Genomic DNA, 20,612 nt, shown 5'->3' with positions numbered 1-20,612 from the left:
TGTCGGGGTCCGCGGAGGGTGATTCGTGCGTACGGTCGGGCTCATGCGCAAACTCGTGATCGTCCCGCTCGCCCTCGTGGTGGCGTTGCTGCCCGCCTTCTTCCTCACGCAGGCCCAGGCAGGCAGCAAGTACGTCGTCACGATGAACGTCGCGAAGACGACCATCAACGAGGGGCAGGCGCTCTCCTTCTCCGGCAAGGTCTCGCCCAAGGCGGCCGGCCAGAAGGTCAAGATCCAGCAGCAGAGCATCGTCGACGGCGATGTCGACTGGGACACCATGACCACGGCGACGATCACGACGAACGGCACCTACTCCAAGAAGTTCACCCCGCTCTCGGGGCGCCACAAGTGGCGGGTCTACAAGTCGTCGAGCCCGGGCCACGCCGCCGGCACGAGCCCGGCCCAGACGCTCTCGGTGTTCGGCTGGTTCAAGATGGCCAACGGGACCACCCAGCTGGAGATCGCGAGCGGGACGCAGTACCTGGGCCGCTACGGCTCCATCGACGTCGCCGGCACGACCGTGTCGCGCTACTTCGCCACCAACCAGCTCGGTGGGGACACCACGCGCTGGTACACCAAGCACCTCTGCAAGCGCATCCGCGTCGACGTGGGTCTGTGGGACGAGTCGGCCCCCGGCTCGGTCGGTCAGTTCAGGATCTTCGCCGACTCCGACCGGATCGCGAGCGTCCGCGTGCCCTACGGCACCTCGATCGCGATCGAGGAGACCTTCAGCCGCTCCGGCACCGGATCCATCAAGTTCACCGGCGAGGCGAGGGAGCCGATCGTCGGGCCCACCGCGATCGTGGCGGCCAACCCGCGCATCCAGTGCGCCGGGATGCCGACCACCGACTAGCTCTCGTCGCGGGCAGGTCAGCCGCGCGCCAGCGCGACCAGCTTCTCGACGGTGTTGAGGTTGCGGGCCGTCCCCGGCACGCCGAGGGCCTTGGCGATGGAGGCCGACTTCATCTCGGGACGTCCGGCGCCGTGGGCGTAGCGGATGTGCATCTCGGTGCCGATGACCTGCCACAGGTCGTCATGGGTCTGGAAGGTCCGAGCCTTATCGAGGGCCGCGGCCGTGGGCTCGGCGGTCAGGAAGCTGACGTAGGAGAACTTCGGCTCGACGACGTCGAACGGGTGAGCAGCGAGCGCGGCCGCGACCTCGTCGGGGGTTCGGGAGATGACGTCGCGGAAGAAGCCGAATCGCGCCTCGACGGCCTGCTCGAGGGACCGGTCGAACGCCGCCGGGTCGCCGGGGACGTCGGCGAGCAGGTTGCCCGACGCGATGTAGGTCGAGACGCCGGTCGCCCCGAGGTCGGTCGCGATCGACCTCAGGTCGGCCATCGGCAGCTGGGCGCCGCCCACGTTGACGGCGCGCAGCAGGACGATGCGGACTGTCATGTCACCACCCTAGGACGCTCAGCGCGTCATGAGCAGGACGAACGCGACGGTGAGCGCGCCGGCCAGCACGATCCCGCCGAGGGCCCGAAGCCCCGCTGACCGGCCACGCCGGGATGCGCGGACGATCGCGATCGGCACGGCCATGAGCAGGACGGCCAGTGCGATCCAGTAGCCGACCAGCACCGCGCCGAAGTAGCTGGTGTTGCAGACCGCCGGCTCGTCGTCGACGCTGCCGCACGAGTCGGTCATGAACACCGACGTGATCGCGAGCATCGCCAGTGCCGCGGAGACCAGGAACTGCAGGGCGTACAGGGTCCAGGCGAGGGCTGTGCCCGAGCGTTCGGGTGCGGTCGTCGAGGTCATCGGGAGAACGTAGCGTCCGGACGTCCTGTCTCGGACGGCTTTCGCCCAGAGGATCTCAGAGGCGCGCGGCGAGCTCGGTGGCCTGCTTGATCGCCCGCTTGGCGTCGAGCTCGGCGGCGACGTCGGCCCCGCCGATGACGTGCACCGGCCGGCCGAGCGCCTCGAGCGGCTCGACGAGGTCACGGACCGACTCCTGCCCGGTGCACAGCACGATCGTCTCGACCTCGAGGACGCGCGACTCCGAGCTGTCCTTGCCGGTGGCGATCGTGACGTGCAGCCCGGCGTCGTCGATGCGGTCGTAGGTGACGCCCTTGAGCATGTGGACGCCCGAGTCCTTCAGGGTCTGGCGGTGCACCCAGCCGGACGTCTTGCCGAGTCCCTTGCCGAGCTCGGTGCTCTTGCGCTGGAGCAGGAACACCTCGCGCCGCGGCGGAGCCTGGACCTTGGTCGCGAGCCCGCCGCGCTCGAGCGCCGGGTCGGTGACGCCCCAGCGCTCGTTCCAGTGGTCGAGCGACTCGTCCGGCTCGTGCAGCAGGAACTCCGAGACGTCGAAGCCGATGCCGCCGGCACCGACGACCGCGACGGTCCGCCCGACGGGCGCCCGGCCGCGGATGACGTCCTGGTAGGTGACGACCGAGGGGTGGTCCACGCCGGGGATCGAGGGCAGGCGCGGCTCGACACCGGTTGCCACGACAACCTCGTCGAAACCGGCCAGCTCGTCTGCGCCGACGCGCGTGCCGAGGTGCACCGTGACGCCGTTGATCTCCATGCGGCGGGAGTAGTAGCGGATCGTCTCCTTGAACTCCTCCTTGCCGGGGATCTGCATCGCAAGGCGGAACTGGCCGCCCACCTCGGGCAGGGCCTCGAACAGGTCGACGGTGTGTCCGCGCCCCGACAGCTCGGTGGCCGCCGCCAGTCCCGCGGGCCCGGCGCCGACCACCGCGATGCGCTTGGCCGTGCGGGTGGGCGACAGGACGAGTGTCGTCTCGTGCCCGGCGCGCGGGTTGATCATGCACGTCGCGCGCTTGTTGACGAAGGTGTGGTCCAGGCAGGCCTGGTTGCACGCGATGCAGGTGTTGATCTCGTCGGCCCGGTCCTCGGCCGCCTTGGTCACGAAGTACGGGTCCGACAGCAGGGGCCGCGCCATCGAGACCAGGTCGGCCTCGCCGGAGGCGATGATCTGCTCGGCGACCTCGGGGGTGTTGATGCGGTTGGACGCGACGACGGGCACCGAGACCTCCGGGCGGAGCTTGCCGGTGACCCAGGAGAACGCGCCACGCGGCACCGAGGTGACGATCGTCGGGATGCGGGCCTCGTGCCAGCCGATGCCGGTGTTGATGATCGAGACGCCGGCGGCCTCGACCTTCTGGGCCAGCTCGACGGTCTCGTCCCAGCTCTGGGCGTCGTCGACCAGGTCGAGCAGCGACATCCGGTACATCACGATGAAGTCGTCGCCGACGGCCTGGCGGACCCGGTCGACGATCTCGACGGGGAACCGCATGCGGTTCTCGGCACTACCGCCCCAGCGGTCGGTGCGGTCGTTGGTGCGAGCCGTCAGCATCTGGTTGATCAGGTAGCCCTCGGACCCCATGATCTCGACGCCGTCGTAGCCGGCGCGGCGGGCGAGCCTCGCCGATGCGGCGAAGTCGTCGACGGTGCGGTCGACCTCCTTGGTCGACATCGCCTTGGGGCTGCCGAAGGGGGTGATGGGCGACTTCTTGGTCGAGGCGGCTCGCTTGAACGGGTGGTAGCCGTAGCGCCCGGCGTGCAGCAGCTGCATGACGATCTTGCCGTCGTGCTCGTGCACCGCGTCGGTGACGATCCGGTGCTTGTCGGCGAGCCTCGCCGACGTCATGAGCGAGCCGAACGGCAGCAGCCAGCCGTGCCAGTTGGGGGCGTAGCCGCCGGTCACCGACAGGGCGACGCCTCCCTTGGCGCGCTCGCCGAAGTAGGCCGCGAGCTCGGGCAGGTGCTTGGCGCGGTCCTCCAGACCGGTGTGCATCGAGCCCATGATGACCCGGTTGCGCAGGGTCGTGTGGCCGAGGTCGAGGGGCTCGAGCAGGTGCGGGTACGGGCTGGTCATGCGGACTCTCCTGAGGCCTCGGCGACGATCTGGTCGAACTGGGCGGCCATGGCCGCGGCGAGGGCGTTGGACGCCGACAGCGGGCGCACCATGACCGTGAGCTCGGTGACGAGACCGTGCTCGTCGGTGCGGATGAGGTCGATGCCGTTGAGGCTCACGCCGTCGACGACGGTCTCGAAGACGAGCGCCGAGCCGCGCCCGTCCGCGTCCTCGAGCTCGCGGACGTACCGGAAGTCCTCGAAGACCCGACCGACCCCGCGCAGGATCGCCGCGACGATGGGCTTGCCGGCGTAGGGCTTGAAGGCGACAGGGCTGCGGAAGACGACGTCGTCGGCGAGCAGCTCGCCGAGCCCGGCGAAGTCACCGGCCTCGACGGCGGTACGGAAGGCTTTCATGCGGCCCTTTCCGGTCGGACGGGTGAGGACCCGTGTGATGGGATGGAGTCGTGATCTCGAAGACTGCTGCCCGGTTCCTGGTCGTCGCGGGCGTGTTCAACGTCGTGATCTGGCCGCGCTTCGCCAAGGCGATCACCGACGACGACCGGGCGTGGGCGGGCGAGCACTGGAACAGCACCCCGCAGGCGTTCTTCTGGGTGCACGCGGTGCTGATCGTCACGGCGTTCCTGATCGGCCTCGGCGTGCTCGTCGTGGGGGTGCGCGCTCACCGCTCGTCGTCCTCGTCGCCGGCCAGCCGCTGAAGGATCTCGTCGCACCACGCGATGCCGGCCTGCTCAGCGAGCATCCCGCCGCGCAGCACCAGCCAGCCGCCGAGGGCGTGGTCGGGGATGTCGTCGGGGTGGGGATAGAACCGGGCGGCGCTGTCGGCGTAGTAGGCGAGCTGCTGCTCGTGGCTGCGGCGGCGCACGCGGACGTCGTCGACGATCGCCGCAGCGTCACCGAACGGCAGGGCCCGCAGCTTGACCGCGAACTCGCTGCGCAGGTGCTCAGGTGGCGTCGCCTTGGAGGTGAACAGGACCAGCTCGGCCCGGCCGCCGTCGGTGATGACGTAGACCTTCTTGTCGGGGCGCCCGTCCTGGGGCACGACCTGTGACTCGACCCAGCCGTCGCTCTCCATGCGACCGAGGACCTTGTAGATCTGCTGGTGGCTGGCCTTCCAGAAGTGGCCGATCGAGGCGTCGAACCGCCGCGCGAGGTCGTAGCCGGACGCCGACCTCTCCGCGAGGGACACGAGGATCGCGTGCTCGAGAGCCATGCGGGCGACCGTACTATGCAACTCGTTGCAGTGCAACGGTGCGGACTCCGTGACATCTCCGCTCCGCGGCGGGCCTACGATTCTCCCATGAAGATCTCCCCCTCCGGCGGACTCACCGCCATCGCCGCGCTGGCCCTCGCGCTCACCGCGGCCTGCGCCCCCGCCGACTCCGACGGCGACACCTCGGACAGCAGGCCCGCCGCGTCGGCCCTCGCCGACTGCCAGGTCGCCGACCTCTCCCTGCTGAAGGCCGGCACGCTCACCGTCGCCACCGACGACCCGGCCTACGACCCGTGGTTCAACGACAACGACCCCACCAACGGCAAGGGCTTCGAGTCCGCCGTCGCCTACGCGGTCGCCGACAAGCTCGGATTCGCCAAGACCGACGTCACCTGGGTCAAGGCCGGCTTCAACCAGGCCGTCCAGCCGGGCAGGAAGAGCTTCGACTTCGACGTCAACCAGTTCTCGATCTCGAACAAGCGCGCCAAGGCCGTCGACTTCTCAAGCCCCTACTACTCGGTCTCGCAGGCCGTCATCACGCTCGAGGGCTCGTCCTTCGCCTCGGCGACGGACCTCGCCGCCCTCAAGGACGCCAAGATCGGCGCCCAGGTCGGCACCACGTCGCTCGACGCGATCGACCAGATCGCCCCGACCACCGACCCGCTGGTCTACGACGACACGTCGAAGGCCGCTCAGGCCCTGCAGAACAAGCAGGTCGACGCGATCGTCGCCGACCTCCCGACCGCCTACTACCTGACGGCGGCCGAGATCGACGGCGGAAAGATCGTCGGCGAGTTCCAGCCGACCACCGGTGAGCAGGAGCAGTTCGGCCTGCTGCTGGCCAAGGGCAGCAAGCTGACGACCTGCGTCAGCGCCGCCGTGGACGCCCTCGCCGAGGACGGCACGCTCGCCGACCTCCAGGAGCAGTGGCTGACCCAGGCGACGAGCGTCCCCGAGCTCAAGTGACGCCCAGCGCCCGCCAGCTCGATCGCGAGAGGCTTCGCCGTCGCCGCTCCCTGACCCGGGGAGCGGTGGCGGCGCTCTCGACCGTCGTCGTGCTCGGCGTGGTCGCCCTGGTGGTCGTCAGGTCGCCGGGCTGGGACCGCGTGCAGGCGACCTACTTCAACCGGAACGACGCCCTGGCGGCCCTGCCCGACGTGGCGAGCGCCTTCCTGCTCAACATCCGGCTGTTCCTCGTCGCCGAGGTGCTCATCCTCGTCGTGGGGCTCGCCGTCGCCATCGTGCGCGTCATCCCCTCGCCGGCGCTGGCACCGCTCAAGGTCATCGCGGTGCTCTACGCCGACATCTTCCGCGGCACCCCGACGCTGCTGATCGTGCTGCTCGTCGGCTTCGGCGTGCCGGCGCTCAACCTCACCGGCATGCCGACCAGCCTGTTCTGGCTCGGTGTCGTCGCGCTCACGCTGAGCTATGGCGCGTACGTCGCGGAGGTCATCCGCGCGGGCATCCTCTCGATCCACCCGACGCAGTGGGCCAGCGGACGGGCCCTCGGCCTGACGTACGGGCAGACGATGCGCCACATCGTCCTCCCGCAGGCGATCCGCCGCGTCGCGCCGCCCCTGCTCAACGACTTCGTGTCGCTGCAGAAGGACACCGCGTTGCTGTCGACGATCGGGCTCGTCGAGGCACTCCGCGCGGCCAACGTGATCTCGAGCCGCGACTTCGTGTTCACGCCGCTGGTCGTCGCCGCGGTGTTCTTCATCGTCGCGACGATCCCGCTCGCGCGGTTCACCGACTACCTGACGGTGCGCTCGCTGCGCCGCGAGAACGGACTCTGACATGGCCACGGTGATGACGTGCTGAGGGCCGACGCGGTCCGCAAGTCGTTCGGCGACCACGAGGTGCTGAAGGGCATCTCGCTCGAGGTGGCCGACGGCGAGGTCGTCTGCCTGATCGGTGCGTCCGGGTCGGGCAAGTCGACGCTGCTGCGCTGCCTCAACCTGCTGGAGCAGGTCGACGACGGCGACGTGTGGCTCGACGAGCAGGAGATCACCGACCCGCGCGTCGACGCCGACGCGGTGCGCCGCGAGATCGGGATCGTGTTCCAGGCCTACAACCTGTTTCCGCACCTCTCGGTGCTCGACAACATCACGCTCGGGCCGATCAAGGCACGCGGTGTCGCCAAGAACGAGGCGGTGGCCGCGGCGCACGTGCTGCTGGAGCGGGTGGGTCTGGCCGAGAAGGCGAAGGCCTATCCGGACGCCCTGTCGGGTGGTCAGCAGCAGCGGGTCGCCCTGGTGCGTGCGATCGCGATGCGCCCGCGGCTCCTGCTGCTCGACGAGATCACGTCGGCGCTCGACCCGATGCTCGTCGGCGAGGTGCTCGACGTGATCCGTGAGCTGCGTCGTGACGGCATGACGATCGTCATGGCGACGCACGAGATGACGTTCGCCCGCGAGATCTCCGACCGCATCGTCTTCATGGCCGACGGTCTCGTCGAGGAGGTCGGCCCGCCGGAGCAGATCTTCACGGCGCCACGAAGCCCGCGCACGGCGGAGTTCCTCGCCCGTCACCGCGCCTGACGGGGCCTAGGCTGGGCCCGTGCACGACTTCGAGGCGCGGGCGGCCGAGCTGCTCGACGCGGGGCTGTTCGACTACTTCGCCGGTGGCGCCGGCGACGAGATGACGCTGCGCGACAACGTCGCCTCGTGGCAGCGGCTGGCGCTCGCGCCGCGGGTCCTGGCCGGCGTCGCCGAGCGCGACAGCAGCGTGACGGTGCTGGGCAGGCGTCGGGCGCACCCGTTCTTCGTCGCCCCCATGGCCTATCAGCGAGGTGCGCACGTCGAGGCGGAGATCGGCTCGGCGCGCGCCGCGGCGGCCACCGGCTCGACCTACGTCCTGTCGTCCCAGACCACGACCGACCCCGCCGAGGTGGCGGCGGCGATGGGCGACGCCGACCGGTGGCTGCAGCTCTACGTCTTCTCGGACCGCGCCGTCACCCACGACCTCGTGCAGGCCGCTCGCGACGGGGGCTACGAGGCGCTGCTGATCACGGTCGACTTCCCGGTGGGCGGCCGGCGCGAGCGCGACGAGCGGTCCGGCTACGTCGTGGAGCACCCGACCTACGTGCAGCTGAGCCGTGGGCCGACGACGCCGGCCGAGCGCCACGCGATGCACGACCCGTCCCTGACGTGGGACGACGTCGCCGCGATCGGCGAGGCCAGCGGGCTGCCCGTCGTCCTCAAGGGAATCCTGCGACCCGACGACGCCGAGCGCGCGGTCGACGCCGGTGCAGCCGGCATCGTGGTCTCGAACCACGGCGGCCGCCAGCTCGACACGGTGCTGTCGGGCATGGACGCCCTCGGCCCGGTCGTCGACGCCGTCGCCGGTCGGGTCGACGTGCTGGTCGACGGCGGGATCCGGCGGGGCTGGGACGCCGCGAAGGCCCTGGCGCTCGGTGCCGACGCGGTGCTGGTCGGCCGCCCGGTGCTGTGGGGGCTGGCGTGCGAGGGGGAGCCGGGAGCGCGTGCCGTCCTGCAGCAGCTCGTCGGCGAGCTCGACAACACCCTGGCGCTGCTCGGGTGCCCGCGGGCCGCAGACCTGGACACCTCGTTCGTCACGCGCCGGTCCTGAGATGATCAGTGCATGGCCATCTATGCAACCACCTACGTCTACGTTGCCGACTCGACCGAGGCGCGTGACGCCACCCGGCCCGAGCACCGCGCCTACCTCGCCGAGCTGACCGACGCGGGTCGCCTCGTCGTGTCGGGTCCCTACGTGGGCGACCCGGCCTCGGCGCTGCTCGTGTTCGACGCGGCCTCCGAGCAGGAGGCGCGCGACCTGACGACCGCCGACCCGTTCGTGCGCGAGGGCCTGGTCGCCGAGGTCATCGTGCGGGAGTGGACGATCGCCTCGGGTCGGCTGTCGTCGCAGTTCTGAGCCGTTCGACGACACCGAGCGCCGCGGTGCGGCCGGCCCGGTTGGCGCCGATCGTGCTGGCCGACGGCCCGTAGCCGACCATCTGCACCCGCGGGTCGGCCACGGCGGTCGTCCCGTCGAGCTGGATGCCGCCGTGCGGGCTGCGCAGGTGCAGCGGCCCCAGGTGCTCGATCGCCGGCCGGAAGCCCGTGGCCCACAGGAGCACGTCGGCGGGCTCGAACGTGCCGTCGGCCCACCGGACGCCGGCGGGCTCGATCGTGGCGAACAGGGGGCGGCGACCGGCATACGCCCCCAGCCGCTCGGCCTCGCGCTCCTGCTCGCGCAGCCGCAGGCCCGTGACGCTCACGACGCTGCGGGGCGGGAGCCCCTGGCGCACGCGCTCCTCGACCTGGGCGACGACCTCGCGGCCCAGCTCGGGCGTGAGCTCCTGGTCGATCCACACCGGCTCGCGTCGGGTGACCCAGACCGTGGAGGTGATCGGGGCGAGCGCGCCGATGAACTGCACGGCAGAGGCACCGCCGCCGACCACCACGACCCGCTTGCCGCGGAAGTGCTCCGGCCCGGGGTAGTCGGCGGTGTGCAGCTGCTCGCCGGCGAACGTCTCGATGCCCGGGTAGTGCGGCACGAAGGGGCGCGTCCACGTGCCGGTCGCGTTGACGAGCGTCCGCGTGGTCCAGCTCTGGTCGTCGGCCTCGACGACCAGGAGGCCGGAGTCGTCCGTGACCCGGCGGACCTGGACGGGGCGGACGACCGGCAGCGCGAACCGCTGCTCGTAGTCGGCGAAGTAGGCCGGCACGAACTGGTTGGCCCGCTCGGCCCCCGAGTCGGGCGGGATCTGCGAGCCCGGCAGGTCGGCGACCCGGTGCACGTCGTTCATCGTCAGCGCGTCCCAGCGGTGACGCCAGGCGCCACCGGGACGGTCGTCCGCGTCGAGCACGAGGTGGCGGACGCCCCGTCGGGTCAGGTGGTAAGACGAGGACAGCCCGGCCTGGCCCGCGCCGACGACGATCGCGTCGTAGATCTCCACGCCGGTGTCAACACGACGGGCCTCGGCGTCATTCCAGGTCGTACTTCACCGTGATCGCCTCGAGGTAGGCCGGGTCCCAGAGCGCACGGTGGATCACGGTCGCGAGCCCTCCCTCGGCCGCGACGACCTCCTCCACGCGGTGTCGCTCCTTCTCCCACGTCTCGGCACTGGTCGGGACGTTGGCCCAGTAGGCCGCCGCCGCGGTGTCGAACGAGCGCTGCAGGCGCTTGCGGAACAGCCGAAGCGCCAGGCGTCCGAGGCCCTTGCCGGTCAGCTCGGCGGACGCGGCGACGTCCCAGGTGGTCGGGGTCGGGGTGACGGTGGCCGAGCCCGACCCGCGCAGCAGCTTGACCCGCCCGGCCGCCTCACCCACGGTGCCGCCGGCACGCTGCTCGAACATCGCGAGGTCGACCGTCGCGGTGCCGGTCGCCTCGCCGCCGACCCGACGGGCCAGCCAGCGGGGCGCGTCCTGGGCCATCAACATCGCGGTGGCGTCGGCGCGTCCGGCCACGACGATGCGCGGCATGCGCGCGTGGACCATCTCGACGTCGACCGACCAGTGCTCCGTCGGGTCGGCGACCGTGACGGCCAGCGACCGGGAGTCGTCCTGGCGCAGCGTGAACCTGGTGATGCTCTCGGTGATCTCGCCGGTCGGGCGGGTGATCTCGGCGAGCCGCCGGCCGTACTCGTCCCAGTCGATGTCTGGTCCGCCCAGCAGCTCGCGCTGGAGGGCCTGCTCCTGGTCGGGGTCCGCCTGCGTGACCGGCGTGCGCATGAGCACCTCGTAGCGGGCTCCGGGTGCCCGGTGCCTGCCCTCGACCAGTCGCAGCTCGTCGCGGGGCTCGCGACGAAGCGGGTTGATCACCGCCCCGTCCGACCCGAACGTCAGGGCGGCCCACTCCTCACGCAGGGCGGGAAGGGCCTCGACGAGGAGTGAGTAGTCGAAGCGGGGGAAGGAGCCCGAGGTCGAGAAGCGCATGCTCGACCCTAGGACACCGCTCAGGCTGCCGCGTCGACCGCCGTCCCGGCGGTGGTGGTGTGCACGACCCGCACGATCAGTGCTGGGTCGTCGACCATCGGGACGTGACCGCAGTGGGGCAGCGCCACGTGCCGGGCCTCGGGCAGACGCTCCTGGGCGATGGCCGACGAGCTGTAGGGCAGGATCAGGTCGCGCGTGCCCCAGGCGATCGTCGTCGGCACGCTGACGCGCTCACGGAACGCATAGGTGATGCCCTTGACGATGGTGCGCTCGAAGCCGGAGCACCGCTTGAGGGCGAGGGCGTCGCCGAAGACCTCGTCGGCCGTGAACCGCTCGGGGTGGGAGTAGAGCGAGGCGCCGGCGAGCTTGCGGCCCCAGCCGCGACGCGAGAGGAAGCGCAGCACGCCGACGGGCAGCTGGCTGCTGAGGCGCAGCATGACCAGCAGGACGAGGGTCTGCACCCGGTTGAGGGTGCCGAAGAAGCCGGCCGGGCTGAGGGCGGTCACGGAGCGGGCGAGGCCACGGGCCCCGAGCTCCAGCGCGATCGCACCGCCGAGCGAGTTGCCGACGACGTGGGGACGGTCGACGCCCCAGGCCGCGAAGTTGTCGGTGAGGTTGTCGCACGCGGAGTCCATGTCGTACGAGGCGCTCTGGGGGTAGGCCGGCGACTCGCCGAAGCCCGCGAGGTCGACCGCGATCACGTCGTAGGACTGGGCGAGGGTCTCGAAGACCGGGTCCCACGCCTGGCGGCGGTGGCCGATGCCGTGGATCAGGACGAGGGGCTCGCCGGAGCCCTTGCGGGAGTAGACCAGTTCAGAGAGCATGCGGATCAAGATACCGACGGTATGCGAATGTGTCACCCACGATCTCTTCACTTGCAACCGTGACACCACAACTGTCACAATGATGGTGTGACGATTCCTCAGCAGTCCGGACCGCTCCACGGAGTGCGCGTCGTCGAGCTCGTCGGCATCGGCCCGGGCCCGTTCGCGGCGATGCTGCTCGCCGATCTCGGAGCCGACGTCATCCGCGTCGACCGCCCCGGTGGCAACGCCCTGCAGCTGGGCCCGGCCGACAAGGACATCCTCGGCCGCGGACGCCCGTCGGTCGCGATCGACCTGAAGAACCCCCGTGGCGTCGAGACCGTGCTCGACCTCGTCGCGTCGGCCGACATCCTCATCGAGGGCCTGCGTCCGGGCGTCACCGAGCGCCTCGGCCTGGGCCCCGACGACTGCCACGCCCGCAACCCCCGCCTGGTCTACGGACGCATGACGGGGTGGGGCCAGGACGGTCCGCTGGCCCCGCGGGCCGGGCACGACATCAACTACATCTCCGTCGCCGGCGCGCTCGGCGCGATCGGCCGGGCCGGCGGACCGCCGCAGGTGCCGCTCAACCTCGTCGGCGACTTCGCCGGCGGGTCGCTCTACCTCGTCACCGGCCTGCTCGCCGCGCTCACCCATGCCCGCGCGACCGGGGAGGGCCAGGTCGTCGACGCCGCCATCACCGACGGCACCGCGCACCTGATGTCGATGATCGTGGCGATGCAGCAGTCCGGCGGATGGAGCGACCAGCGCGGCACCAACATGCTCGACACCGGCACCCCGTTCTACGACGTGTTCGAGACGTCCGACGGGCAGTGGATGTCGGTGGGCCCGCTCGAGCCGCAGTTCTACGCCGCGCTCGTGGCCGGGCTCGGCCTGACGGACGCGCCGGGGCAGTACGACTTCGCGCGCTGGGGCGAGCTGCGCCAGATGCTCACCGACGCCTTCGCCGCGCGCACCCGGGCGGAGTGGGTCGAGGTCTTCGACGGCACCGATGCGTGCGTCGCCCCCGTGCTCAGCCTGACCGAGGCCTACGAGCACCCGCACAACGTCGCCCGCGGCACCTACGTGGAGAAGGACGGACTGACGCAGCCCGCACCGGCTCCCCGCTTCTCCGCCACGCCCGCGACCCTGACGACCCCGCCCGAGGTGGCGGGTTCCAGCACCACCGCAGCACTCACCGCCTGGGGCATCGCCGATGTCGACCAGCTCATCGCCGACGGCGTCGCCGTGCAGGCCGACTGAACACCGACCGAGAGACAGGGACACCCATGAAGCGCAACATCTTCGACGCCGACCACGAGGCGTTCCGCGACACCGTCCGCACCTTCTGCGAGAAGGAGATCGCCCCGCACCACGAGCAGTGGGAGAAGGACTCGATCGTCCCGCGGGAGATCTGGACCAAGGCCGGCGACCTGGGCCTGCTCGGCTTCATGATGCCCGAGGAGTTCGGCGGCGGCGGCGTCGACGACTTCCGCTACAACGCGATCCTCACCGAGGAGATCACCCGCATCGGCGCCAGCGGCATCGGCTTCGTCATCCAGACCGACCTGGTCTCCGGCTACCTGCTGAGCCTCGCGACCGAGGAGCAGAAGGCCCGCTGGTTCCCGACGTTCTGCAGCGGCGAGATGATCACCGCCATCGCGATGACCGAGCCGGGCACCGGCTCGGACCTGCAGGGCATCAAGACGACGGCGGTCCTCGACGGCGACGAGTACGTCATCAACGGCTCCAAGACGTTCATCACCAACGGCATCAACGCCGACTTCGTGATCGTCGTCTGCCAGACCGACGCCTCCGCCGGCGCGATGGGCTTCTCGCTGATCGCCGTCGAGCGCGGCGCCGAGGGCTTCGAGCGTGGGCGCAACCTCGACAAGATCGGCCTCAAGGCGCAGGACACCGCCGAGCTGTTCTTCGACAACGTGCGGGTGCCCCGCACCAACCTGCTGGGCGAGGCCGGCCACGGCTTCATCTACCTGATGGAGAAGCTCCCGCAGGAGCGGCTCTCGATCTCAGTTGTCGCCGCAGCGGCCTGCCGCCGGATGATCGACATGACGCTCGACTACGTCAAGGAGCGCAAGGCGTTCGGCAAGCCGATCGGCTCGTTCCAGAACTCGCGCTTCACGCTCGCCGAGCTCGAGACCGAGGCGCAGATCGCCCAGGTGTTCGTCGACCGCTCGATCACCGAGCTCAACACCAAGACGCTGACCGTCGAGGACGCGGCGATGGGCAAGTGGTGGACGACCGAGCTGCAGAAGAAGGTCGCCGACCAGTGCCTGCAGCTGCACGGTGGCTACGGCTACATGAGCGAGTACCCGATCTCGAAGGCCTACCTCGACACCCGCATCCAGACGATCTACGGCGGCACGACCGAGATCATGAAGGAGATCGTCGGCCGCGGCCTGGGCATCTAGCTCTCGGTGCGGCGGCGGACGGTCTCGCGCTTGCCCTCGTCGACGGCCGTCTCGTAGGCCGTCACGAGGGCCTGGATCGTCAGCGGCTTGAACCGCTCGATGAGGGCCGTGATGTCCTCGACGGGTCGGCCTGAGGCGCGCAGCTCGGGCCACCACATGGTGCGGAACACCTCGGTGATCTCGCGCGCGACGGCCTTGCCCGCCTCGTCGAAGATGCGGCGGGACGCGTGCGCGACCTCGATCGGCATGTCGGTCTCGATGAACTGGATGCCGATCGCGAGGTGGGCCGGGGCGACCTGGAAGACGTCCTCGGCCGGCGTCGGCTCGACGACCCCGAGGGCGATGAGCATCTCGAGGTCGTGGTCGCTGAGCGCGCGCCCGGCCCGCAGCTCGAGCGCGGGCCGGTCGAGCTGCTCGGGGCGGTCGGCCATCCAGGGCGCGAGCAGCGTGCGGTGCAGGGCGACCTGCTCGGGGTTGGCGTCGCTCGGGATGTTCTCGAGGTAGCCCTCGATCGCCGACAGCGTGAAGCCGTGGGCCTGCAGCTCGCGGACGAGCTCGAGCCGGGCCAGGTGGTCGGGGCCGTAGAACCCGTTGCGTCCCTCGCGACGCGGCGGCGGGATGAGCCCGCGGCCGGCGTAGAAGCGCACGGTCCGCACGGACATGCCGACGCGGGAGGCGAGCTGCTCGACGCTCATCGTCTCGGCGGGGCTGGGAGTCATGGGTCGAGCGTAGTCCCCGTGACAGTGATGCTGTCGCGGTCTAGGCTCGGGGCATCACCATCCCGGGGGGGGCCGCGTGTCGCGCATCGCAACGATCCTGCTGAGCCTGTGCGCCGTCGTGCTGGGAGTCGCAGCACCGGCCGTCGCAGCGACGACGACGACGGCGATCGGCGACTTCGAGCCGCTCGAGGGGTCGTCGACGAACTACTCGACCTCGATGCAGCTGCCGGCGACCGGCTTTCCGCAGGCCGCCGTGACATCGACGTCGCGCTCGGGCCAGGTCGGAGTCCAGAGCGGCGCCAGCACGTGGTTCGGCGAGAACTCGCCGGTCGGGCTGGAGTACGGCTCGAGCCGCAACCGGCCCTACCTCAACCTGCGGCCGCAGGCCGACTCCGCGTCGTCGCCGTCGATCACGCGCTATGCGTTCGAGCGGCCGACGCCCGCCGGATGGGCATTCGTGCTCGGTGACGTCGACGCCGACCAGGTGCGGGTCTCGGCCACGACCGCCACGGGCGACGAGGCGACCGCCGCCGAGCTGGGCTTCCGGACGGCGTTCAACCTGTGCGCGACCTCGCCCCGGCCGAGCGGGTGCTCTTCGGGTGAGCCCCAGGACCTCCCCTCGTGGAGCGGGACGACCCGCACCCTGACGGGCAACGACGCCGCCACAGACACCTACGGCGCCGCCGGCTGGTTCGAGCCGACCGTGCCCCTGCGCTCGCTGACGTTCACCTTCACGCGGCGATCGGGGTTCCCCGTCTACCAGACCTGGTTCGCGGTCAAGCGTCACGACGTCACCGGCACGGTCGCGGCCTCCGGTGACGCCTGTGCAGCGGACGGCGTCGGCGTGCAGCTCCTCGGTGGTGACGGCGCGGTGCTCGCCGAGACCACGACGAACGGTGCCGGTGACTACTCCTTCGAGGGCGTCGCGTCCGCCGCCGACTTCCGCGTCGAGCTCGCAGAACTGCCGGACGGCTGCATCGCCGAAGGGGCGACCTCTCGTCCGGTCGACCTCACCGACGGGGACGACCAGGCCGACTTCGCGATCCGGGCGATCGTGCCGGTGCCGATCTCGGGCACCGTCACCGACGACGACGGCGCACCGATCGGCGGCGCCGAGGTGACGATCGACGGTCCCGGAGGGCCTCGCACCATCACGACCGACAGCGCCGGTCGCTACCTGTTCGACACCAACCCCGCCGGCTCCTACTCGCTCGAGGTCGACGCCCCGGCCGGCTACACCGTCGACTCGTCGCCGGGGGCGGTGACGATCGAGGCCTCCGACACCGAGCCGGTGACCGATCGTGACTTCGTCCTCGCCGCGCGGCCGGCCATCGGCGGCGCGGTCACCGACGGCGAGGGCCCGGTCGCCGGGGTGACGGTCGTGCTGACGGACGCCGGCGGCACCGAGGTCGCCCGGGCCACCACGGACACCGACGGCCGCTACACCTTCCCGCGGCTGCCCGACACGGACTACTCCGTGACGATCCCCGACCCGCCCGCGCCCTACCGGCCCGTCCCGGCCCGGACCGGTGTCGACCCCGGCGCGGCCGACGTCGACTTCGTGCTGAGTCGTCCCGGGTCGATCGGCGGCACGGTGACCGACGTCGACAGCGACGACCCGGTGCTAGGGGCGACGATCACGATCACCGGGCCCGGCGACTACTCCGAGGAGCTCACGACCGACGCCGAGGGCAACTACGCGGTGACCGGGCTCGACCCCGGCACCTACACGATCGTCCTCACGCCCCCGGGCGGCACGGAGGTCGTGGGCGACGACAGCCGCACCCGCGTCGTCCCCGAGGCGGGGGGTGACTTCGGTGCCGAGGACTTCACCGTCGTGGCGGAGGCCGACCAGCCCGGCGACCCGGGTGACGACGGCGACGACGGCACGGACGACGGCACGGGTGACGAAGCGAGCGATCCGGCGGGTGACGCGGTGCTGCCCGACACGGGAGGTGCGCCGCTCTCCCTGCTGGCCCTGGGCGGCGGCCTCGTCGCGGCGGGAACTGGCCTGGTCGGCGGCGCGCGCATCCATCGTCGGGCGTGACGGCCGCCACACCCCGACCCTTTGACTTTGACAGTGATGGTGTCACAATCGGGGATGTCAGTTCTGCTGACGTCTCTTCCACCTGATCCTGAGACTTTTTTCTCGTAAGGAAACCGCTATGACCGAGGCCTTCGTCTATGACGCCATCCGCACCCCCCGTGGTCGCGGCAAGAAGACCGGCTCACTTCACGAGGTCAAGCCGATCTCGCTCGTGACCGGCCTGATCGACGAGATGCGCAAGCGCAACCCCTCCCTCGACACCGACGGCATCGAGGACCTGATCCTCGGCAGCGTCTCGCCCGTCGGCGACCAGGGTGGCGACATCGCCAAGACCGCTGCGCTCGCCGCCGGTCTGCCCGACACCGTCGCCGGTGTCCAGCTCAACCGCTTCTGCGCGTCCGGCCTCGAGGCCGTCAACCAGGCCTCGGCCCGCGTCCGTTCCGGCTGGGAGGACCTCATCCTCGCCGGCGGTGTCGAGTCGATGAGCCGTGTCCCCATGGGCTCCGACGGTGGCGCCTGGGCCATGGACCCGCGCACCTCGTTCGACACCGACTTCGTGCCCCAGGGCATCGGCGCCGACCTCATCGCGACGATCGAGGGCTACAGCCGCCTCGACGTCGACACGTTCGCCGCCGAGTCGCAGGCGCGTGCCGCCAAGGCGATCGCCAACGGCTACTTCGCCAACTCGGTCATCCCGGTCAAGGACGCCTCGGGCCTCACGATCCTCGACCACGACGAGTTCGTGCGCGAGGGCACCACGGCCGAGAGCCTCGGCGGACTGCCGGCCTCGTTCGCGCAGATCGGCGACCAGGGCGGCTTCGACTCCGTCGCGCTCGAGAAGTACCACTGGGTCGAGAAGATCAACCACGTCCACCACGCCGGCAACTCCTCGGGCATCGTCGACGGCGCCGCACTCGTGCTGATCGGCAACGAGGCCGCCGGTGAGCGTCACGGCCTCAAGCCGCGCGCCCGCATCCTGTCGGCCGCCGTCTCCGGCTCGGAGCCGACCATCATGCTGACGGGCCCCGGCCCGGCCAGCCTCAAGGCGCTCGACCGCGCCGGCCTGAGCGTCGGCGACATCGACCTGCTCGAGATCAACGAGGCCTTCGCGGCTGTCGCCCTGCGCCTCATGAAGGACCTCGGCGGCTACCCGCACGACCAGACCAACGTCAACGGTGGATCGATCGCCATGGGTCACCCGCTCGGCGCGACCGGTGCGATGATCCTCGGCACCCTGATCGACGAGCTCGAGCGCCGCGACCAGCGCTACGGCCTGGCCACCCTCTGCGTCGGAGGCGGCATGGGCATCGCCACCGTCGTCGAGCGCCTCAGCTGATCCCCTCCCACTCCTCACGAAAAGAACACACACATGACTGAAGCAGTGCGTTACGAGGTCGAGGGCGGCATCGTCAACCTCGTCCTGGACGACCCCAACCAGAGCGCCAACACGATGAACCAGGACTACGCGGACTCGATGGCTGCGGCCGTCGACCGCCTGGCCAAGGACGTCGCGAACGACCCCGAGTCGATCAAGGGCGTCATCATCTCCTCGGCGAAGAAGACCTTCTTCGCCGGCGGCGACCTCAAGCTCATGACCCAGGCGACGCCGGCCGACGCCGAGGCGCTGTTCGCCAACGTCGAGGCCATCAAGGCGACGCTGCGCCAGCTCGAGACGATGGGCAAGCCCGTCGTCGCGGCGATCAACGGTGCCGCGCTCGGCGGTGGGCTCGAGATCGCGCTCGCGGCCCACCACCGCATCGCGGTCGACGGCGGCTACTCGATCGGCCTGCCCGAGGCGACCCTCGGCCTGCTGCCCGGCGGCGGCGGCGTGACCCGCACGGTCCGCATGTTCGGCATCTCCGACGCCCTCATGAAGTTCCTGCTCCAGGGCCAGCAGCTCAAGCCGTCCAAGGCGCTCGCGGAGGGCCTCGTCGACGAGATCGTCGCGACGCAAGACGAGCTGCTCCCCGCCGCGAAGGCCTGGATCGAGGCCAACGTCGGCAACGAGGAAGCCGCCACGCAGCCGTGGGACCGCAAGGGCTACCGCATCCCCGGCGGCACCCCGTCGACCCCGAAGTTCGCAGCGTTCCTGCCCGCGTTCCCCGCCAACCTGCGCAAGCAGACCAAGGGTGCGCTCTACAAGGCGCCGCGCAACATCATGAGCGCCGCGATCGAGGGCTCGCAGGTCGACTTCGAGACCGCGACCCGCATCGAGTCGCGCTACCTGGTCGAGCTCATCGTGGGCCAGCAGTTCAAGAACATGACGCAGGCCTTCTTCTTCGACCTCGGCGCCATCAACGCCGGCAAGTCGCGTCCCGAGGGCATCGAGCCGACCAAGGCCGAGAAGATCGCCGTCATCGGCGCCGGCATGATGGGCGCGGGCATCGCCTACGTCTCGGCCAAGGCCGGCTTCCAGGTCGTGCTGAAGGACGTCGAGCTCGCCGCTGCCGAGAAGGGCAAGGCCTACAGCCAGAACCTCGTCGACAAGGCCGTCTCGCGCGGCCGCCTGTCGCAGGAGAAGGCCGACGAGCTGCTGGCGCGCATCACGCCGACCGCCGACTACGCCGACCTCGAGGGTGCCGACTTCGTCATCGAGGCCGTCTTCGAGTCGGTCAAGCTCAAGCACGACGTGTTCGGCGAGCTGCAGAAGGTCGTCAAGTCCGACGCGCTCCTGGGCTCCAACACGTCCACCCTGCCGATCACGATCCTCGCCGACGGCGTGGAGCGTCCCGAGGACTTCATCGGCATCCACTTCTTCTCGCCGGTCGACAAGATGCCGCTCGTCGAGATCATCGCGGGTGAGAAGACGTCGGACGAGGCCATCGCCCGCGTCATCGACTACACCAAGGCGATCAAGAAGACCCCGATCGTCGTCGGCGACAGCCGCGGCTTCTTCACCAGCCGCGTCATCGGCACGTTCGTCAACGAGGGCATCGGCATGCTCGCCGAGGGCGTCTCGCCGGTCTCGATCGAGCGGGCCACGACCCAGGCCGGCTTCCCGGCCCCCGTGCTCCAGCTGACGGACGAGCTCAACATGGAGCTCATGGTCAAGATCCGCAACGAGTCGAGGGCAGCCGTCGAGGAGGCCGGCGGCACGTGGGACGCGCACGCCGCCGAGAAGATCATCGACACGATGATCGAGCTCGGACGTCCCAGCCGCCTCAAGGGTGCCGGCTTCTACGAGTACGTCGACGGCAAGCGTCAGGGACTGTGGAGCGGTCTGACCGAGCAGTTCCCGGTCGCTCCCGAGCAGCCGGCCTTCGAGGACCTCAAGGAGCGTCTGACGTTCATCATGAGCCTCGAGACGATCAAGTGCCTCGACGAGGGCGTGCTCCGCACGACCCAGGACGCCAACATCGGCTCGATCTTCGGCATCGGCTTCCCGGCGCTGCAGGGCGGTGCGATCCAGTACGTCAACGGCTACGAGGCCGCCGACGGCTCGATCGGCATCGGGGCCTTCACGGCCCGCGCCCAGGAGCTGGCCGAGAAGTACGGCGACCGGTTCACCCCGCCCGCCTCGCTGCTCGAGAAGGCCAAGAACGGCGAGAAGTACGTCTGACCCGCACCACCACCGACGCCCCCGGTACCGAGAGGTTCCGGGGGCGTCGTGCGTCCGGGGATCGCTGACTACGCCGCGGTGTAGTGCATGAGG

21 protein-coding genes are annotated in these 20,612 nt (G+C 70.5%); 12 read left to right on the top strand and 9 right to left on the bottom strand.

All coding sequences use genetic code 11. The features are described from left to right. The first annotated feature begins 43 nt into the window (after positions 1-43). Positions 44-853: a hypothetical protein gene (locus HQK15_RS03830; protein WP_173489403.1), complete on the top strand. Its 810-nt coding sequence runs from the start codon at positions 44-46 to the stop codon at positions 851-853. Between the two features lie 17 nt (positions 854-870). Here HQK15_RS03830 and HQK15_RS03825 read toward each other — a convergent pair whose 3' ends face one another. The 4 genes from HQK15_RS03825 to HQK15_RS03810 are packed head-to-tail and all read right to left on the bottom strand — an operon-like array spanning position 871 to position 4,239. After that, positions 871-1,398: a DUF1697 domain-containing protein gene (locus tag HQK15_RS03825; RefSeq protein WP_173490082.1), complete on the bottom strand. Its 528-nt coding sequence runs from the start codon at positions 1,396-1,398 to the stop codon at positions 871-873. Between the two features lie 18 nt (positions 1,399-1,416). After that, positions 1,417-1,761 (bottom strand): hypothetical protein, encoded by a 345-nt coding sequence (locus HQK15_RS03820; RefSeq protein ID WP_173490081.1) that lies wholly within the window; start codon positions 1,759-1,761, stop codon positions 1,417-1,419. Positions 1,762-1,816: 55 nt separating this feature from the next. Then, a complete protein-coding gene (locus HQK15_RS03815) occupies positions 1,817-3,844 on the bottom strand; it encodes an NADPH-dependent 2,4-dienoyl-CoA reductase (protein ID WP_173490080.1) in 2,028 nt (675 codons plus the stop codon). Next, positions 3,841-4,239, bottom strand: coding sequence for a nuclear transport factor 2 family protein (locus HQK15_RS03810; RefSeq protein ID WP_173490079.1), 399 nt, complete (start codon positions 4,237-4,239; stop codon positions 3,841-3,843). The genes HQK15_RS03815 and HQK15_RS03810 overlap by 4 nt, the downstream gene beginning before the upstream one ends. A 50-nt stretch (positions 4,240-4,289) precedes the next feature. Here HQK15_RS03810 and HQK15_RS03805 point away from each other — a divergent pair, with 50 nt between their 5' ends. Continuing rightward, positions 4,290-4,541 (top strand): SCO4848 family membrane protein, encoded by a 252-nt coding sequence (locus HQK15_RS03805; protein WP_173490078.1) that lies wholly within the window; start codon positions 4,290-4,292, stop codon positions 4,539-4,541. Here HQK15_RS03805 and HQK15_RS03800 read toward each other — a convergent pair. Continuing rightward, positions 4,505-5,056 (bottom strand): PadR family transcriptional regulator, encoded by a 552-nt coding sequence (locus tag HQK15_RS03800; RefSeq protein ID WP_173490077.1) that lies wholly within the window; start codon positions 5,054-5,056, stop codon positions 4,505-4,507. The two genes, HQK15_RS03805 and HQK15_RS03800, sit on opposite strands and share 37 nt — an antisense overlap. Before the next feature lie 87 nt (positions 5,057-5,143). Between HQK15_RS03800 and HQK15_RS03795 the strand changes: the two genes are divergently transcribed. The 5 genes from HQK15_RS03795 to HQK15_RS03775 are packed head-to-tail and all read left to right on the top strand — an operon-like array spanning position 5,144 to position 8,953. Further along, positions 5,144-6,022: an ABC transporter substrate-binding protein gene (locus HQK15_RS03795; protein ID WP_173490076.1), complete on the top strand. Its 879-nt coding sequence runs from the start codon at positions 5,144-5,146 to the stop codon at positions 6,020-6,022. After that, positions 5,983-6,852, top strand: coding sequence for an amino acid ABC transporter permease (locus HQK15_RS03790; RefSeq protein ID WP_173490075.1), 870 nt, complete (start codon positions 5,983-5,985; stop codon positions 6,850-6,852). The genes HQK15_RS03795 and HQK15_RS03790 overlap by 40 nt, the downstream gene beginning before the upstream one ends. A gap of 18 nt (positions 6,853-6,870) precedes the next feature. Continuing rightward, the gene (locus tag HQK15_RS03785; RefSeq protein ID WP_173490074.1) at positions 6,871-7,596 is read left to right on the top strand and encodes an amino acid ABC transporter ATP-binding protein; all 726 of its coding nucleotides are present in this window, start codon (positions 6,871-6,873) and stop codon (positions 7,594-7,596) included. A 19-nt stretch (positions 7,597-7,615) separates the two neighbouring features. Then, the gene (locus HQK15_RS03780; protein ID WP_173490073.1) at positions 7,616-8,647 is read left to right on the top strand and encodes an alpha-hydroxy acid oxidase; all 1,032 of its coding nucleotides are present in this window, start codon (positions 7,616-7,618) and stop codon (positions 8,645-8,647) included. 12 nt (positions 8,648-8,659) lie between these two features. Next, on the top strand, positions 8,660-8,953 hold the full coding sequence (locus HQK15_RS03775) for a YciI family protein (protein ID WP_173490072.1): 294 nt from the start codon (positions 8,660-8,662) through the stop codon (positions 8,951-8,953). Here HQK15_RS03775 and HQK15_RS03770 read toward each other — a convergent pair. From HQK15_RS03770 to HQK15_RS03760, 3 genes are read right to left on the bottom strand one after another with little or no spacing between them, the layout of a single operon-like run. Further along, on the bottom strand, positions 8,901-9,980 hold the full coding sequence (locus HQK15_RS03770; protein ID WP_173490071.1) for an FAD-dependent oxidoreductase: 1,080 nt from the start codon (positions 9,978-9,980) through the stop codon (positions 8,901-8,903). The two genes, HQK15_RS03775 and HQK15_RS03770, sit on opposite strands and share 53 nt — an antisense overlap. Before the next feature lie 28 nt (positions 9,981-10,008). Next, entirely contained in the window at positions 10,009-10,959 is a 951-nt protein-coding gene (locus tag HQK15_RS03765) for a hypothetical protein (RefSeq protein WP_173490070.1), read from the bottom strand. 20 nt (positions 10,960-10,979) lie between these two features. Continuing rightward, positions 10,980-11,783 carry an alpha/beta fold hydrolase gene (locus HQK15_RS03760; RefSeq protein ID WP_173490069.1) on the bottom strand — a complete coding sequence of 268 codons (804 nt, stop codon included), beginning with the start codon at positions 11,781-11,783 and terminating at the stop codon, positions 10,980-10,982. A gap of 87 nt (positions 11,784-11,870) precedes the next feature. On the opposite strand from HQK15_RS03760, the gene HQK15_RS03755 reads away from it, so the two are divergent. Beyond that, entirely contained in the window at positions 11,871-13,025 is a 1,155-nt protein-coding gene (locus HQK15_RS03755; RefSeq protein ID WP_173490068.1) for a CaiB/BaiF CoA transferase family protein, read from the top strand. 26 nt (positions 13,026-13,051) lie between these two features. Next, the gene (locus HQK15_RS03750; protein ID WP_173490067.1) at positions 13,052-14,194 is read left to right on the top strand and encodes an acyl-CoA dehydrogenase family protein; all 1,143 of its coding nucleotides are present in this window, start codon (positions 13,052-13,054) and stop codon (positions 14,192-14,194) included. Here HQK15_RS03750 and HQK15_RS03745 read toward each other — a convergent pair. Next, positions 14,191-14,913 (bottom strand): MerR family transcriptional regulator, encoded by a 723-nt coding sequence (locus HQK15_RS03745; RefSeq protein WP_173490066.1) that lies wholly within the window; start codon positions 14,911-14,913, stop codon positions 14,191-14,193. The genes HQK15_RS03750 and HQK15_RS03745 overlap by 4 nt on opposite strands. Positions 14,914-14,989: 76 nt before the next feature. Between HQK15_RS03745 and HQK15_RS03740 the strand changes: the two genes are divergently transcribed. The 3 genes from HQK15_RS03740 to HQK15_RS03730 all read left to right on the top strand — a co-directional run bounded on the left by HQK15_RS03740 (position 14,990) and on the right by HQK15_RS03730 (position 20,519). Further along, positions 14,990-16,960, top strand: a complete 1,971-nt coding sequence (locus tag HQK15_RS03740; protein ID WP_173490065.1) for an MSCRAMM family protein — start codon at positions 14,990-14,992, stop codon at positions 16,958-16,960. A 118-nt stretch (positions 16,961-17,078) separates the two neighbouring features. Beyond that, positions 17,079-18,296 (top strand): acetyl-CoA C-acetyltransferase, encoded by a 1,218-nt coding sequence (locus HQK15_RS03735; protein ID WP_173490064.1) that lies wholly within the window; start codon positions 17,079-17,081, stop codon positions 18,294-18,296. Between the two features lie 33 nt (positions 18,297-18,329). Then, positions 18,330-20,519, top strand: a complete 2,190-nt coding sequence (locus HQK15_RS03730; RefSeq protein ID WP_173490063.1) for a 3-hydroxyacyl-CoA dehydrogenase NAD-binding domain-containing protein — start codon at positions 18,330-18,332, stop codon at positions 20,517-20,519. Positions 20,520-20,612 lie beyond the last annotated feature (93 nt).

Source organism: Aeromicrobium stalagmiti (assembly GCF_013283745.1).
In the GTDB taxonomy this organism is placed as follows: Bacteria; Actinomycetota; Actinomycetes; order Propionibacteriales; family Nocardioidaceae; genus Aeromicrobium; species Aeromicrobium stalagmiti.
This window is presented reverse-complemented; position numbering and strand designations above follow the sequence as displayed.